The sequence below is a fragment of the Amycolatopsis bullii genome, assembly GCF_014654205.1.
In the GTDB taxonomy this organism is placed as follows: domain Bacteria; phylum Actinomycetota; class Actinomycetes; order Mycobacteriales; family Pseudonocardiaceae; genus Amycolatopsis; species Amycolatopsis plumensis.
Genome location: NZ_BNAW01000007.1, coordinates 48,861 through 62,528, shown reverse-complemented (window position 1 = coordinate 62,528; position 13,668 = coordinate 48,861). Strand labels below are relative to the sequence as shown.

The following is a 13,668-nucleotide window of genomic DNA, read 5'->3' as shown; positions in this document are numbered from 1 at the left end:
CGCCGGAGCGCGCCCTCCCGCGGGTCGTGAGTGGGAAACAGGTTCCAACCCGGTTTCCCACTCACGAGCCGGAAAGCGAGGTCAGTCGTCCCGCCGGTGCCGGCCGCGCCGGGCGCCCGCGATCGTCCGGAGCCGGAGCGCCAGGTCGCCCCGGCGCTCCCGGCGGGCGTACTCCAGCAGCGCCTCCGCCTGGTCCCGCGGCAGCCAGCCGCGATCCGCACCCGCCTCCAGCCGCAGCAGGTGGGTCACCAGCTCGCGCGACTCCTCGTCGTGCTCGCCCGCGAGTTCCGCGAACCGGCAGGCCGCCTCCACCTCGCCGTCGCACCACGCCGTCATCGCCAGCAGCGTCGCCGTGGCCGTCAGGATGTCGCCGCGGTGGACGCCTCCCTCCGCCGCCAGGTGCTCCGCCAGCTGGAAGCTGCGCGTGCCGACGCCGCCCGCCCCCTCGTGGCGCACCGCGTCCGCGAGCGCCCTGATCTGCCGCGTGACATAGTCCCCGCCCGACAACCCCCACATGTCGTCCCCTCTGTCGCGCACAACAGTTCGTGCGTCACCCGACAGGTGTACTCCATCGGCGGCTGGATACGTCGGATGCCCCACCGGTTTCGTCCGAACAGCCCGGAAATCAGCCCGATCGTCCCGGTCCGGCCCGCCGCTGGGACATGTACACCGCCGCCGAAGTGCGCCGCTCGACGCCGAGCTTGTGCAGCACCGACGACACGTAGTTCTTCACCGTCTTCTCGGCCAGGAACAGCCGCTCGGCGATCTGCCGGTTGGTCAGGCCCTCCGCCACCAGGTCCAGCACCCGCCGCTCCTGCGGGCTGAGCTGCTCGTACCGCGGATCGGGGGCCGCGACGTCCTCACCACGCAGCTTGTTCATCACCGACGCGGTCAGCGTGGCGTCCAGCAGCGAGCCACCGGCGGCGACCGTGCGGACGGCCTCGATCAGCGACCGGCCGGACACCTGCTTGAGCATGTACCCGGCCGCGCCCGCCATGATCGCGCCGAACAGCGCCTCGTCGTCCGAATAGGACGTCAGCATGAGGCACGCCGGGGGCGGGTCCACCGTGGACCGGATCTCCCGGCACACCGCCACGCCCTCGCCGTCGGGCAGCCGGACGTCGAGGACGGCCACGTCCGGGCGGGCCTGCGGGATCCGCACCAGCGCCTCGGCCGCCGTCCCCGCCTCCCCGACCACCTCGATGTCGGGTTCGGGCTCGAAGACGGTCTTCAGCCCGGTCCGCACCAGCTCGTGGTCGTCCAGCAGGAACACCGCGATCGTCATCGTCCCCTCCCCTGCTCCGCGGGCATCGCCGGCAGCTCCGCCGTCCATTCCAGCCGGGCCCCGCCTTCCTCGCCCGCCGCCAGCACGCAGTGGCCGCCCCACCGGGCCGCCCGCGAGGCGAGGTTGGCCAGGCCGCTGATGCGGTCCGCCTCGGGCGGCGGGCCGGCCCCGTCGTCGCGCACCACCAGCGTCAGCCGGCGGCCGAGCCGGTCCACGGTGACTTCGACCGACGACGATTTCGCGTCCGCGTGCCGGGCCACGTTCGTCAGCGCTTCCCGCAGCGACGCGATCAGGTCGGAGCGGACCGCGTCGGGCACCGCGGCGTCCAGCGGGCCGTCGAAGCCGACCCGCGGTTCGAAGCCCAGTGCGTCCCGGGCGTCCACGGCCACCCGCAGCAGTTCCGCGCGGAGGCTGCCCTGGGCCTGCGCGGGCGCCTGGAGCGAGAAGATGCTGTTGCGGATTTCGCGGATCGTGCCGTCGAGGTCCTGGGCGAACCCGGCCACGCGCGCGGCGACCGCCTGGTCGGCGATCAGCCTGCTGACCCCCTCCAGCCCGAGCCCGGTCGCGAACAGCCGCTGGATCACCAGGTCGTGCAGGTCGCGGGCGATCCGGTCGCGGTCGGAGAACACCGCCAGCTGCTGGCGCGCCTCCTGGGCCCGGGAGAACTCGACGGCGAGCGCGGCGTGGCCGGCGAACGTCTCGGCCAGCTGGACGTCGGAGTCGGTGAACGGCGAGCGGTCGCGGAACTTCGCGACCACCAGCACCCCGAGGGTCTCCTCACCGACGATCAGCGGCACCGAGATCGCCGAGTCCAGGTCCTTGACCATCGCCGGCATCGGCCCGCCGTGGTGGCGCTGCTGCTCCTGCACGTGCTCGCCGTAGTCGCGGACCACGACCGGGCGCCGGGTGGTGAACGCCATCCCGGTGGCGGTGCCTTCGGCCGGCACGGTCATTCCGGTGAGGCGGTCGGCGTCCTCGCCCGGCGGCTCGACGACGTCGAACACGAGCCGGCCGGGGCCGTCGGGCCGGGCGATCGCGCCCGCCGTGCCGCCGGCGACGACGCGGGCGCGTTCGGCGACAAGCCGCAGCGTGGCCCGCAGGTCCTGGGCCGCGAGCAGGGCGCGGGTGACGTCGTAGGACGCCTCCAGCCAGCGTTCGCGGCGGCGCATCTGGCCGACGAGCAGGGCCTTCTCGACGGCCATCCCGGTGGCCGCGGTGAGCGCGCCGAGCACCTCGCGTTCGCGGCGGCCGAACTCCCCGCCGTCGCCGGGCTCGACGCTCAGGGTGCCGAAGGTTTCCGCGCCCGCGCGGACCGGCAGCTCGACCGCGCGGGGGCCGAGCGCGCCCCGGCCGTAGTCGGCGGTCCCGCCCTCGGCCAGGTCCAGCCGGCCGCGCCGGGCGCCGAGCAGCTCGCACGTCGCTGTCACCGCGCGGTCCAGCAACGCGGGCAGCTCCAGCTCGCGGGCGATGCCGCCCACCGCCGCCAGGATCGCCGGCATGCTGATTTCGTCCGCCACTTCGCGTCGACCCCGTTGGTCCGCCGTGTCCCCGGGCCTGCCCCGGGGCCGTCAAGGGTCCACAGGCACTGCCCGTCTCGGCCCAATCCGGTTCGTCCATCCGGTGGGTCGATACCGGGACCCACTCCGTTACGGCGATCGGGAGATCACTCCGCGTGGCACGCGATCCGGTGACCGCTGATGGTCTCCGCCGGGACACGCAGGAACCGGTGGCCCGCGGGAGTGGGCACCGGGCACGGGCAGGCGAGCGCGCCGAGGTCGACGGCACCGGACTCGGTGGCGCGGCCCAGCAGGCTGACGTACCAGCCGGCGCCGGAGTCGGCGGCGAACTCGTCGACCTCGAAGGCGACGACGGCGTCGCGCGCCCCCGCGTACAGGGGGCTTCCGGGCGGGACGGCGAACACCACGGCGTCGTCGACGACCGTGAAGCGCACCGGACGCACCGCCGGCATGGCCCGGTGGGTGTAGATCACCCGGCCGAGGCTCGCCGTCCGGAGCAAGGCGAGGCACTGCTGCCGGTCGAGCAGCAGCCCGTAGCCCACGTCGTCCACCATCGCGTCCCTGTGTTTCTCCTGTGAAATCCCCGGCCACCAGCGTGATCGCCGCCCCCGGCCCGCCGATAGGGCCGTTCGGCCCGGCCACCGCGACCGCGGCGCCGACGCACATCCGGGCGGTTCCGGCCAGGGCCGGAAGACCCGGTCCGCACCGGCCGCCCGGCCGGTGTGGCGGCCACGCGGAGTGACCTAGCGTCGTGACGGTCCGTTGCCGAGCTGCACGAAAGAGGGGGTGAGGGCCGATGCCGCCGCACTCCGCCGAGGGAGGCTCCACGCCCACGGCGACGTTCTCCCTCGACCCGGCGCTCGTCCGGTCGGCGGTGCAGGGCAACCGCGCCGCGGTGGCCGGGCTGCTGCGCGCCCTGCGGCCGATCGTCTTCCGCTACTGCCTCGGGCGGCTGCGCACGTGGCAGGACGGTTCGTCGGACGCCGAGGACTGCGCGCAGGACGTGCTGCTCGCGATCGTCGGCGCCCTGCCCGGGTACCGGCTCTCCGCCGACGGGTTCCTGCCGTTCGTCTTCGGCATCGCCGCGCACAAGGTGTCCGACTTCCACCGGCGCCGGGCGCGCGACCGCACCAGCCCGGTCGCCGAGCCCCCGGCCGGGCGGGCGGACGGCGTGGACCCGACGGGTGAGGAGGTCGAGCGCTCCGCCGCGCTCGACTGGTCCTCCGGGCTGCTCGACACGCTCCCGCCCCGCCAGCGCGAGATCCTGGTCCTGCGGATCATCCTCGGCATGACGGCGGAGGAGACGGCCGCGGCGGTCGGCCTCGGCAGCGCGGGTGCGGTCCGGGTCGCCCAGCACCGCGCCCTCGCGACCCTGCGACGCAGCCTGCTTTCGCACCACGAGGCGTCCTGACGACTCCGCCGTGAATGGAAACCGGCACTGCCATTCCCGCATTTCACGGCAATTCCCGGCAGCGTCCGTGCTGCGGGCATTCGACCGGTCTCACCCGGGGATACGGATGCCGGTTCACTTCGGTTCAAACTTTTTTCCACGAGTCCGCCACCGGCCGACAACTCGCAGGTCAGCGGCCTCTTTCGCTACGCAGGCACGAACCCGGCCTGACGGGTTGTAACTGTCGAAAAGAACTTCTTGCCCGGTGTCAAACGCCCGTGTAGGTTCCATAACGGAACGATAACCAGCCGGTTGACGGCGCGGCCACGGGCAGGTGGGCGCGCATCCACTGATGTCGGGTCAGTGGACCAGCCGGGCTTCGTTCCTGCCGACCATCCCGCACGCACCCGCAAGAACCCCGCCTGATCGGGACGAGCCTGGGCTCGTCCCGGCTCAGTGTCGCGCGTTCCCGCCAGCCCGACACCCCGGAGGATTTTTCCATGTCCCGCACCCAAGGACGGCATCGCCTCTCCCGCCGGACGAAGATCGCGACCGGCGGCCTCGCCCTCGCGATCGCGGTCGGCGGCATCGTCGTCGCGACGACCACCGGCCACACCGGTGAAGCCAGCGCCGACGAAGCGAACCCCGCGTTCTTCGTCGACATCCTGAAGGTGAAACCGAACCAGTTCGACCCGCGCCCGGTCAGCGGCGCGGCGACGGGCACGTTCACCGTCGACTGCGGCCGCAACGAAAACCAGCACTTCAACCCGGACAACTTCATCGCCCAGCCCGGTGTCCGCAACGGTGCCCAGCACCTGCACGACTACGTCGGCAACCTGTCGACGAACGCCGACTCGAACAACAAGAGCCTGGTCAAGGCCGGGACCACCTGCCGCAACGGCGACAAGTCCGCCTACTTCTGGCCCGTGGTCCGCATCGACACCGGCGAAGAGGAGAAGAACGAGCCCGCCAAGAAGCCCGACGGCGACCGCGCCCAGTCCGACCGCGAGGCCAAGACCGTGCAGGTGGCCTGCCCGGACGTCGCCAGCAAGCTCACCGACATCCCGGACCAGGCCATGGCCGAAGTGGACGACAACCTGGACCAGCTCGACAACCAGGCCGACGAGGCCAACCAGCGCATCGCCGCGACGCAGGGCCAGGGCGGCCAGGACTTCGTGCGCAACGCGATCCTGAACCCGCTCAAGGACCGCCGCGCCGCGATCATCGAACGGATCCTCAACGCGATCGGCCGGTTCACGCAGAAGCCGGGCGACCTCGGCGGTCTCGCGCCGTGCGCGACGAAGCCGGGCAAGGACACCGGAACGCCGACGCCGCCCCCGAGCACCACGGCCGGCGGGGCGCTGCCCGGGCAGGACGAGAACAACGAGCTGCCCGGCAACGACGGCAAGATCCTGCGGCCGCAGCGCGTGCAGATCACCTTCCGCGGCAGCCCGGTCGGCAAGGTCGTGGCGATGCCGCGCTTCCTGCGCGTGCTCTACGGCGACGCGAAGGTCTCGACCAACGGGCCCGCCAACGCCAAGGCGAGCTGGACGTGCACCGGGTTCGAGAACCGCGTCACCGACAAGTACCCGATCTGCCCCGACGGCAGCAAGGTCAAGCGCGTCCACACGTTCCCGAGCTGCTGGGACGGCAAGAACACCGACAGCGCCAACCACCGCACGCACATCGTGTTCCCGGACCGGTTCGGCCGGTGCGCCAACGGCTTCAAGGCCGTGCCGCAGCTGCAGATCTCGCTGACCTACGACATCCCGCACGACATCCAGGTCAAGAAGCAGTACAAAGTGGACGCATTCCCGCAGGAGAAGCACAACCCCGCTTCCGACCACGACGACTTCGCCAACGTGATGTCGCAGCGCATCATGAACGGGCTGGTCAACTGCGTCAACCGCGGGCGGACCTGCCGGGCGTGATCCGGGCGGAACCGGCGGCGCACCCGGGGATGGTGCGCCGCCGGTTCCGCGCGAGAATGGGCGGATGGTCACCGGTGACGAGGTCCGCGCGTTCGCTGCCACTCTGCCGCGAGCGTACGAAGCGGTGGTGCGCGACCGGATCAAGTTCCGGGTGGGACGGATCGTGTTCGTGGCTGTGGGGAGTGGCCCGGGTGCTCGCGCCGGTGACGTTCACCGCCCTGCTCGGCGCCGGCCCGCAGCTGCCCTGGCTGGTCCTGGCCGGGTCCTGCATGCTGGTGGTGGTCGTCCTCGCGGGACTGAAGGCGGTTCCGGAGCCGGCCGCGACCCGGGAGACCGCGGATGCCTGACTGGGCCGAACTCGGCGCCCTCTACCTCGACGTCTACCGCGAACCACCGTACGGCGAAGGCGAAGCCGAGGCGGCCGGGTTCCGCGAGACCGCGGCGCGGCACGCGCTCCTGCCGGGGTTCGCGCTGACCACCGTCCACACCGGAGGCGAGCTGGCCGGGTTCGCTTACGGCGTCGGCCGCGAGGCGGGCTGGTGGCCCCCGCGGGCCGCCGCGGCCGCACCGCACCGGCTGGCCGGGCACCCGCTGTTCTACGTGTACGAACTCGCCATCCGGCCGGGGCGGCGCGGGCGCGGCCACGGCCGGGACCTGCTCGACCGGCTGCTCGAGCCCCGGCCCGAGCCGTTCGCGCTCCTGGCCGCGTCGACGGCCGCCCCGGCGCACACCATGTACCGCCGGTGGGGCTGGCAGCCGGTCGGCGCCCTCACGCCGGGCCGCTCGGAACTGCTGGCGCTCGACCTTCGCGCGGAAGCGCGCGCCATTTCCCGGTAACGGGGAATCACCGGTCGGGCACCGATCCGGAAATCGGGAAACGTCACCGGATCGAGTATTCCTCCGGCGTAACGCGGCACCGGGCACCGGCGACTCACGGGCGTCCGGACCGGGGAGGAAGCATGGCGAAACGTCTGGTGATCTGCTGCGACGGGACCTGGAACAGCCTCCGCCAGCCCGCCCCGACCAACGTCGGCCAGCTCCAGAAGGTGGTCGCGCCCGCGGACCCGGCGGGCACGGAACAACGGGTGTACTACCACGAGGGCGTCGGCACGGGAAAGCTGTGGGACCGCCTCACCGGCGGCGCTTTCGGTGTGGGCCTCTCGGCGAACGTGAAGGACGCCTACCGCTTCGTCGCCGAAAACTACGAACCCGGCGACGAACTGTTCTTCTTCGGTTTCAGCCGCGGCGCCTACACCGCGCGCAGCACGGTCGGCCTCATCCGCAACTGCGGCGTCCTGCGCCCCGGCGAGCTCGGCCGGCTGGAGGAGGCCTACCGGCTCTACCGCGCCCGCGACCGGGCGACCTCCGGCCCGGAGAGCCCGCGGGCCCGGGAATTCCGCGCGAAGTACGCCCACGAAGACCGCACGCCCATCCGGTTCGTCGGCGTCTGGGACACCGTCGGCGCGCTGGGCATCCCGCTCAGCGGCGGCCGGCTGATCCACCTGCTGAACAAACGCTGGCAGTTCCACGACATGGAGCTGACGTCGATCGTGCAGGCGGCGTTCCAGGCGCTGGCGGTGGACGAGCACCGCAAGTCGTTCGTCCCGGCCGTGTGGAAGCCGGCGAAGGCCGCGAACGGCCGGGTGCGCGAACAGGTCTGGTTCGCCGGCGCCCATTCCGACGTCGGCGGCGGCTACCGGCAGCCGGCCCTGTCGAACCTCGCCCTGCGGTGGATGGCCGACCGCGCCGAGCAGTGCGGCCTCGCCTTCACCGAGGACGCCTTCGGGTACTTGGCCGCCCGCGACGAACTCGGCGAGGCGCACGATTCGCTCAACGGTTTCTTCCGGTGGTTCGGCTCGGCGAACCGCGTCATCGGCGGGGTGGACCCGGCGACGGAGTTCGCGGGGTCGTGCGCGCTGTACCGCAGTGAGCAGATGCGCCCGCCGTACCGGCCCGGGAACCTGCTGGCCTACCTGGCGGACCCGGCGCACCGGATCATGAAGGTCTGACTGTCCGAACCGGACTGGGCCGGCACGCGGACGAGCCCCTGTCCGGGGGAGGTGGACAGGGGCTCGTGCCCGGTCAGGGGGTCAGTGGTTCACCTTGAACCACGGCTGCGCCCAGCCGAGGTAGGTCTGGCCCCACTTGCTCTTGATCTGCGCGATGGTCGTCTCGGTGTAGCTGCCGTAGCCGTTGATGTCGTTCGACAGGAACTTGCCGTCGCCGATCGAGATCATCGTGTGCCCGGCACCGCTGCTCTTGAAGAAGGCGAGGCCACCGGCCGGGACCTGGTAGTCACCGGCGTGCTTGAACGACGACGGGATCTGGGTCCAGTGGATGTAGGCCGTCTCCGAGCCCGAGGCGGGCCAGCCGTAGTTCTGCGCGTTGATCCGGTCGCACCAGCCCTCGTAGGAGTCGAGGTCGCTCGTGTGGATGCGGGTCTTGGCGTAGGCCACCGCCTGGGCGCAGGTCTTCGGGTTGCCGGTGCCCGCGGTGGAGCAGGTCAGGGTGGAGCCCGCGCAGTCCGGGGCGACCCGGCCGTCGGAGCCGGTGTAGACGTAGGCGTCGCTGATGTAGCCGTCACCCACCTTGTCCCAGATGTCCGAGGTGCCGTACTTGCCGTCGACCGTGGATCCGTTGGTCTGGCAGCTGATGGTCACCGCGGTGCCGTCGGCGAGGCTGCCGATCGAGCCCGCGGTGGCGCTCGGGCCGGACCGCACGGTCAGCGGCGCACCCGAATCGGTGTGCACGGTGCCCGATGCCGCGAACGCCGGGCCCGCCCCGGCGACCACGATCGCCGCGGCGATGCCGGCCACCCCGGCCAGCCGCTTCACGATCCCCATGTTCATTGTTCCGTCCTCCAGTTTTCGGTGTGGGGACAGCATGGGGACCACCGGTACAAGCCGCGTACAAACCGCGGCTGAACTTCTGGAGAAGCGGCAAAGCGGACGAAACCGCGGTCAGGCCAGGTATTCGGCCGCCGCGCGCAGGCTGACCCAGGAGCCGCTGAACGTGTCGATCCGCGGGCCGGCGTCGCCGCCGGGGCCGGGCACACCGGTCTCCACGCGCACGAAGTCCAGCCCGGACAGGGCGTCGAGCAGCGCGCGTACCTCCGGGTGCCGGTGTGCCTCCCGCGTCACCACGACGACGCTGCGGAATCCCCGGGCCGCGTCCAGCACCGTGTCGGCGTCGCCGGGGGTCACGGTGAGCGCCCGGGTGCCCGGCACGAGCTCTGCCAGGTGGGCGCCGAGGCCCCACGGCATCGGCCCGGCCGCGATGGTCGGCTCGGTCTGGACGTCGACCACGAGCGGCGGTCCCTCGAGCCGCGGCTCGCCCTGCACCCGCAGCGCCTTGCGGGCCGCCTCCAGGCCCAGCCGCCGGTCCACCGGGCCCACCGACGCCGGCGCCGGGTCGGTGCCCAGCGCCGCCGTCCGGGACGCCGCCTCCGCCAGCCGCTCCAGGGGCAGCTCCCCCGCCGCGACCGCGGCCACGATCGCGGCGACGCAGGCGTCGAGGTGCTCGGCCTCGAACGCCGCGCCGCCGAGGCACAGCGCGTCCGCCCCCGCGGCCAGGGCCCGCACGGCCGACCGGCCGAGGCCGTCGTGGCGCCCGTAGGCCCCGGACACCGCGCCCATCTCCAGTGCGTCGGTGATCACCGCGCCGCTGAAGCCGAGCTCGCCGCGCAGGACGTCGGTGAGCGCGGTCCGGTTGAGCGTGGCCGGCTCGTCGCCCCAGGCGCGGACGACCAGGTGGCCCGACATCACCGAGCGCACCCCGGCCCGGATCGCCGCGGCGAACGGGACCAGCTCGATCTCCCGCAGTTCCTCGACCGTGCGCGGCAGCACCGGCAGGGCCACGTGGGAGTCCTCGGTCGCCGCGCCGTGCCCCGGGAAGTGCTTGGCGCACGCCGCGACGCCGTACTTCTGCAGGCCGGTGACGTACGCCGCGACGTGCGGCGACGCCTTCGCCGGGTCGGACCCGAACGCCCGGACGCCGATGATCGGATCTTCGGCGGCCAGGGTCAGGTCCGCGCAGGGCGCGAGGTTCACCGTGACGCCGCAGGCCGCGAGCCGTTCGCCGAGCGCCGCGGCGACCGCCGTCGTCAGCTCCGGGTCGTCGGCCGCGCCGAGGGCGAGCGGGCCCGGCACGAACGACCCGGTGTTGACGTCGAGGCGGGTGACGTCGCCGCCCTCCTCGTCGATGCCGACGACCACCCCGGCACGCTCCCCGCGCAGCTGCGCGGTCAGCGCGGCGACCTGCTCGTCGTCGACGACGTTGCGGCCGAACAGCACCACCCCGCCGAGGCCGCCCTCGATCCGGCGGCGCAGCCAGTCCGGCGCGGTGGTCCCGGCGAACCCGGGCAGGAGGACGGCTTCGGCGAGCTTCTCGGGCGAGGAGTGCGTCTCAGGCGTGGACAACGGGGCTACCCCTTCACGGCGCCGGCGGTCGTGCCGGACACCAGCTTGCGTTGCACGAGCAGGAAGAAGATCAGCGCCGGGACCGCGTAGATGACCGACGCGGCCATGACGCCGCCCCAGTCGGTGGCGAACGCGGTGCGGAACGACGCGAGCCACACCGGCAGGGTCTCCTTCGGCTTGTCCCGGATGAAAACCAGCGCGAACAGGTACTCGTTCCAGGCGGTGATGAAGCTGAACACCGACGTGGTGACCAGGCCCGGGCCGAGCAGCGGCAGGGTGACCCGCCGGAAGGCGCCGGTCTGGCTGCAGCCGTCGATCATCGCGGCCTCTTCCAGCTCGTACGGGATCCCGTTGACGAACCCGTAGAGCATCCACACCGTGAACGGCAGCGTGGTGGCGAAGTAGATCAGCAGCAGCGACGGCAGCGTGTTGAGCAGCCCGGCGTCCTTCATCAGCAGGAACAGCGGGATGAACAGCGCCGACACCGGCGCCAGCTGCGCCACCATGACCAGGACCAGGAACCCCTTGCGGCCGGTGAACCGCAGCCGCGACAGCGGGATCGCCGCGAGGGTCCCGGCGACCAGCGCGCACAGCACCGACCCGACCGTGACGATCAGGCTGTTCATCAGGTAGGTCGGGAAGTTGTCCTTGCCCAGCGCGGTGGCGAAGTTGCCGAACGAGAACGACGTCGGGATCAGGTCGTACTTCGGCGACAGGATCTCGCCGGGGGTGCGCAGGGAGGTGACGAACATCCAGTACGTCGGGAAGAGGATCAGCAGCGCCACGACCACGCCGACGACCGAGAGCGCGATCCGCTGCGGCAGCGACTTCCTCACTTGAGATCACCTTCCGGGGTCCGGACCAGCAGCTGGATGTACCGGCCGGTGATGAGGGCGAGCACGATCAGCATCAGCGTGGCGATCGCGCCCGCCGCGCCGAAGTGGTTGCCCGCGATGCCCTTGAGGTACAGCACGACGGCCAGCGTGGTGCTCCCGCCGTCCGGGCCGCCCTCCCGGATCGCCCAGATCTGTGCGAAGGCGTTGAAGTCCCACAGCACCGACAGGAACGTGACCATGGTGGTGATCGGCCGGATGGCGGGCCAGGTGACCGCGCGGAACGTCTGCCACGCGCTGGCGCCGTCGATGCCGGCGGCCTCGTACTGCTCGCGCGGGACGCCGATGATGCCCGCGTACAGCGAGAACGTCACGAACGGCACGGCCTGCCAGACGATGAGCAGCCCGATCACGGTCAGCGTGCTCGCGCCGCTGGAGAACCACGAAAACCCGATGAAGCCGTGGAAGCCGAGCCGGTCGAGCGTCTTGTTGAGGATGCCGTACTGCTCGTCGAAGATCCACTGGAACACCGTGGTCGTGGCGATCACCGGCGTGGCCCACGCGAGCACCAGCGTCACCTGCACCATGATCCGCACGACCGGGTCGAGGTGGCGCATGAGCACCGCCAGCAGCAGGCCGCCGAGGATGGTGGCGGCCACGATGGCGGCGGTGAAGACCAGGGTCCGGACGGTGATCGTCCAGAACTCCGGGTCGGAGAGGGTGTTCGTGTAGTTGTCGAACCCGATCCAGACCATCTTGCCGGAGACGAGCTGGCCGATGTCGAGCTTGCGGAAGCTGATCGCGAGCACCTGGACCAGCGGCCAGGCGAGCAGCACCAGGATGGCCGCCAACGCGGGGAGCAGGAGCAGGTACGGGAGCACCCGGTCGCCGAACCGGCCCCGCCTGCGCCGCTTGATCCCCGGGTCGCGCGGCGATGCCGGCGGGGTCGCCCCCGCCGGCATCGTCACATTCGCGGTCGCGGTCATCCGCCGATGAGCTTGTTCAGCGCTGCGTTGGCGTCGGCGGTCGCCTGGTCGAGCGTCTTCTTGCCGGTCAGGTACGCGGTCAGCATGTCCTTGACCGGGTTCTGGCCGGACTCCACGTCACCCCACTTGGGGCTGGCCGGCACGGCCTTGCCGTTGGCCGACGCCTTGGCCATCACGCTGCCCAGCGGGTCCTTGTCCAGCCCGGTGAGGTCGGTCGACGTGCCGGGCACGACGCCCGCCGCGGCGAGCTGGCTCTGGTACTTCGGGCTGGAGAGCAGCTTGACGTACTCCTTGGCCGCGGCCACGTTCTTGCTGTTGGCCGGGATCGCCAGGTTCGAGCCACCGAGGAAGACCGGGGCGCTCTGGCCGGCGGTCTTGCCCGGGATCGCGAAGGCGGCGGTCTTGTCGGTCAGGCTCGGGTCGGTCTTCGCCGCGGTCGCCAGCTCCCACGGGAGGCCGATCATCATGGCCACCTTGCCGGCGCCGTAGACGGTCGCCTGCTGCGGCTTGGCCTCGTCGGCGTCCTTCGGCGCCTTGGTGCCGGAGGTGTCGACGAGCTTCTTGTAGAACTCCAGGCCGGCCTTGGCCTCGGGGGTGTCCAGGGTCGCCTTGTAGTTCTTGCCGTCGGCCTTGGCGATGTCACCGCCGTTGTCCCAGATGAACGACAGCAGCGCGTACCAGTTCTGGCCCGGCATGTAGAGCGCCTGGAAGTCGGGGTCGGAGCCGAACTTGGTCTTCAGCTTGCCGATCGCGTCGATCCACTCGTCGTTCGACGCCGGCGGCTTCGCGATGCCGGCCTGCTCGAACATGTCCTTGCGGTAGATGACCTCGCGGTTGGCCGCGTAGAACGGGACGCCGTAGACCTTGCCGTCGTAGGTGCCCGAGTCGGCGAGTCCCTTGAGCCACTGCGAACCGTTGAAGCTGTCCTTCTCGGCGGTCAGGTCCGTCAGGACGCCGTCCTGCGAGGCGAACGCGGCGGTCTGCGTGTTGCCGATCTCGATGACGTCCGGCGGCGCGCCGCTGGCCAGCGCGGTGGTCAGCTTCTGCTGGATGCCGTCCCACTGCTGGACTTCGTACTTGACCTTGACCCCGGGGTGCGCGGCCTCGAACTCCTTGTTCAGCGCGTCGGTCAGGGTGGCCGGCGCGGAGCCGGTCATCAGCCAGACCGTGACGGTCCCGCTCAGCGGCGCGTTGCCGCTCGACGAGGCCGCGGTGTCCGAGCCGCCGGAGCCCGCGCAGCCCGCGGTCGCGAGCGTGAGTGCGGCGGCGCCCGCCGCCAGCTTGAGCCAGCGTTTCACTCGATGCCGT

The 13,668-nt window shown here is 71.8% G+C and carries 14 protein-coding genes; 5 read left to right on the top strand and 9 right to left on the bottom strand.

The window, feature by feature from the left end; all coding sequences use genetic code 11:
- Window positions 1-81 precede the first annotated feature (81 nt).
- The 4 genes from IE317_RS11770 to IE317_RS11755 all read right to left on the bottom strand — a co-directional run bounded on the left by IE317_RS11770 (window position 82) and on the right by IE317_RS11755 (window position 3,356).
- Window positions 82-516, bottom strand: a complete 435-nt coding sequence (locus IE317_RS11770; RefSeq protein WP_191309268.1) for a hypothetical protein — start codon at window positions 514-516, stop codon at window positions 82-84.
- Window positions 517-625: 109 nt separating this feature from the next.
- Window positions 626-1,285, bottom strand: a complete 660-nt coding sequence (locus IE317_RS11765) for a response regulator (RefSeq protein WP_191309266.1) — start codon at window positions 1,283-1,285, stop codon at window positions 626-628.
- A complete protein-coding gene (locus tag IE317_RS11760; RefSeq protein WP_191309566.1) occupies window positions 1,282-2,784 on the bottom strand; it encodes a GAF domain-containing sensor histidine kinase in 1,503 nt (500 codons plus the stop codon). The genes IE317_RS11765 and IE317_RS11760 overlap by 4 nt, the downstream gene beginning before the upstream one ends.
- A gap of 164 nt (window positions 2,785-2,948) precedes the next feature.
- On the bottom strand, window positions 2,949-3,356 hold the full coding sequence (locus IE317_RS11755) for a pyridoxamine 5'-phosphate oxidase family protein (protein WP_191309264.1): 408 nt from the start codon (window positions 3,354-3,356) through the stop codon (window positions 2,949-2,951).
- A 242-nt stretch (window positions 3,357-3,598) separates the two neighbouring features.
- On the opposite strand from IE317_RS11755, the gene IE317_RS11750 reads away from it, so the two are divergent.
- From IE317_RS11750 to IE317_RS11730, 5 genes are all read left to right on the top strand, one after another.
- Window positions 3,599-4,213 (top strand): sigma-70 family RNA polymerase sigma factor, encoded by a 615-nt coding sequence (locus IE317_RS11750; RefSeq protein WP_191309262.1) that lies wholly within the window; start codon window positions 3,599-3,601, stop codon window positions 4,211-4,213.
- A 479-nt stretch (window positions 4,214-4,692) separates the two neighbouring features.
- The gene (locus IE317_RS11745; RefSeq protein WP_191309260.1) at window positions 4,693-6,123 is read left to right on the top strand and encodes a DUF1996 domain-containing protein; all 1,431 of its coding nucleotides are present in this window, start codon (window positions 4,693-4,695) and stop codon (window positions 6,121-6,123) included.
- 191 nt (window positions 6,124-6,314) lie between these two features.
- Window positions 6,315-6,470 (top strand): hypothetical protein, encoded by a 156-nt coding sequence (locus IE317_RS11740; RefSeq protein WP_229902650.1) that lies wholly within the window; start codon window positions 6,315-6,317, stop codon window positions 6,468-6,470.
- Window positions 6,463-6,960: a GNAT family N-acetyltransferase gene (locus IE317_RS11735; protein WP_191309258.1), complete on the top strand. Its 498-nt coding sequence runs from the start codon at window positions 6,463-6,465 to the stop codon at window positions 6,958-6,960. Before IE317_RS11740 ends, IE317_RS11735 begins: the two co-directional genes overlap by 8 nt.
- 122 nt (window positions 6,961-7,082) lie before the next feature.
- Window positions 7,083-8,132, top strand: coding sequence for a DUF2235 domain-containing protein (locus IE317_RS11730; RefSeq protein ID WP_191309256.1), 1,050 nt, complete (start codon window positions 7,083-7,085; stop codon window positions 8,130-8,132).
- Window positions 8,133-8,213: 81 nt separating this feature from the next.
- Here the strand turns inward: IE317_RS11730 and IE317_RS11725 are convergent, their stop codons facing one another.
- The 5 genes from IE317_RS11725 to IE317_RS11705 form a co-directional block, all read right to left on the bottom strand.
- The gene (locus IE317_RS11725; protein WP_191309254.1) at window positions 8,214-8,972 is read right to left on the bottom strand and encodes a hypothetical protein; all 759 of its coding nucleotides are present in this window, start codon (window positions 8,970-8,972) and stop codon (window positions 8,214-8,216) included.
- A 111-nt stretch (window positions 8,973-9,083) separates the two neighbouring features.
- On the bottom strand, window positions 9,084-10,541 hold the full coding sequence (locus IE317_RS11720; protein WP_191309252.1) for a glycoside hydrolase family 3 protein: 1,458 nt from the start codon (window positions 10,539-10,541) through the stop codon (window positions 9,084-9,086).
- Window positions 10,542-10,546: 5 nt separating this feature from the next.
- Entirely contained in the window at window positions 10,547-11,377 is an 831-nt protein-coding gene (locus IE317_RS11715; RefSeq protein WP_191309250.1) for a carbohydrate ABC transporter permease, read from the bottom strand.
- A complete protein-coding gene (locus tag IE317_RS11710; protein ID WP_191309248.1) occupies window positions 11,374-12,360 on the bottom strand; it encodes a carbohydrate ABC transporter permease in 987 nt (328 codons plus the stop codon). The genes IE317_RS11715 and IE317_RS11710 overlap by 4 nt, the downstream gene beginning before the upstream one ends.
- Window positions 12,357-13,658: a sugar ABC transporter substrate-binding protein gene (locus tag IE317_RS11705; protein WP_191309246.1), complete on the bottom strand. Its 1,302-nt coding sequence runs from the start codon at window positions 13,656-13,658 to the stop codon at window positions 12,357-12,359. The genes IE317_RS11710 and IE317_RS11705 overlap by 4 nt, the downstream gene beginning before the upstream one ends.
- Between the last annotated feature and the right edge of the window lie 10 nt (window positions 13,659-13,668).

Bases quoted from the DNA above. Each gene is read 5' to 3' on its own strand.
- IE317_RS11750 (WP_191309262.1), top strand. From the start codon at position 3,599: ATGCCGCCGCACTCCGCCGAGGGAGGCTCCACGCCCACGGCGACGTTC.
- IE317_RS11760 (WP_191309566.1), bottom strand. From the start codon at position 2,784: ATGCCGGCGATCCTGGCGGCGGTGGGCGGCATCGCCCGCGAGCTGGAG.
- IE317_RS11755 (WP_191309264.1), bottom strand. From the start codon at position 3,356: ATGGTGGACGACGTGGGCTACGGGCTGCTGCTCGACCGGCAGCAGTGC.
- IE317_RS11725 (WP_191309254.1), bottom strand. From the start codon at position 8,972: ATGAACATGGGGATCGTGAAGCGGCTGGCCGGGGTGGCCGGCATCGCC.
- IE317_RS11765 (WP_191309266.1), bottom strand. From the start codon at position 1,285: ATGACGATCGCGGTGTTCCTGCTGGACGACCACGAGCTGGTGCGGACC.
- IE317_RS11745 (WP_191309260.1), top strand. From the start codon at position 4,693: ATGTCCCGCACCCAAGGACGGCATCGCCTCTCCCGCCGGACGAAGATC.
- IE317_RS11730 (WP_191309256.1), top strand. From the start codon at position 7,083: ATGGCGAAACGTCTGGTGATCTGCTGCGACGGGACCTGGAACAGCCTC.
- IE317_RS11710 (WP_191309248.1), bottom strand. From the start codon at position 12,360: ATGACCGCGACCGCGAATGTGACGATGCCGGCGGGGGCGACCCCGCCG.
- IE317_RS11770 (WP_191309268.1), bottom strand. From the start codon at position 516: ATGTGGGGGTTGTCGGGCGGGGACTATGTCACGCGGCAGATCAGGGCG.
- IE317_RS11735 (WP_191309258.1), top strand. From the start codon at position 6,463: ATGCCTGACTGGGCCGAACTCGGCGCCCTCTACCTCGACGTCTACCGC.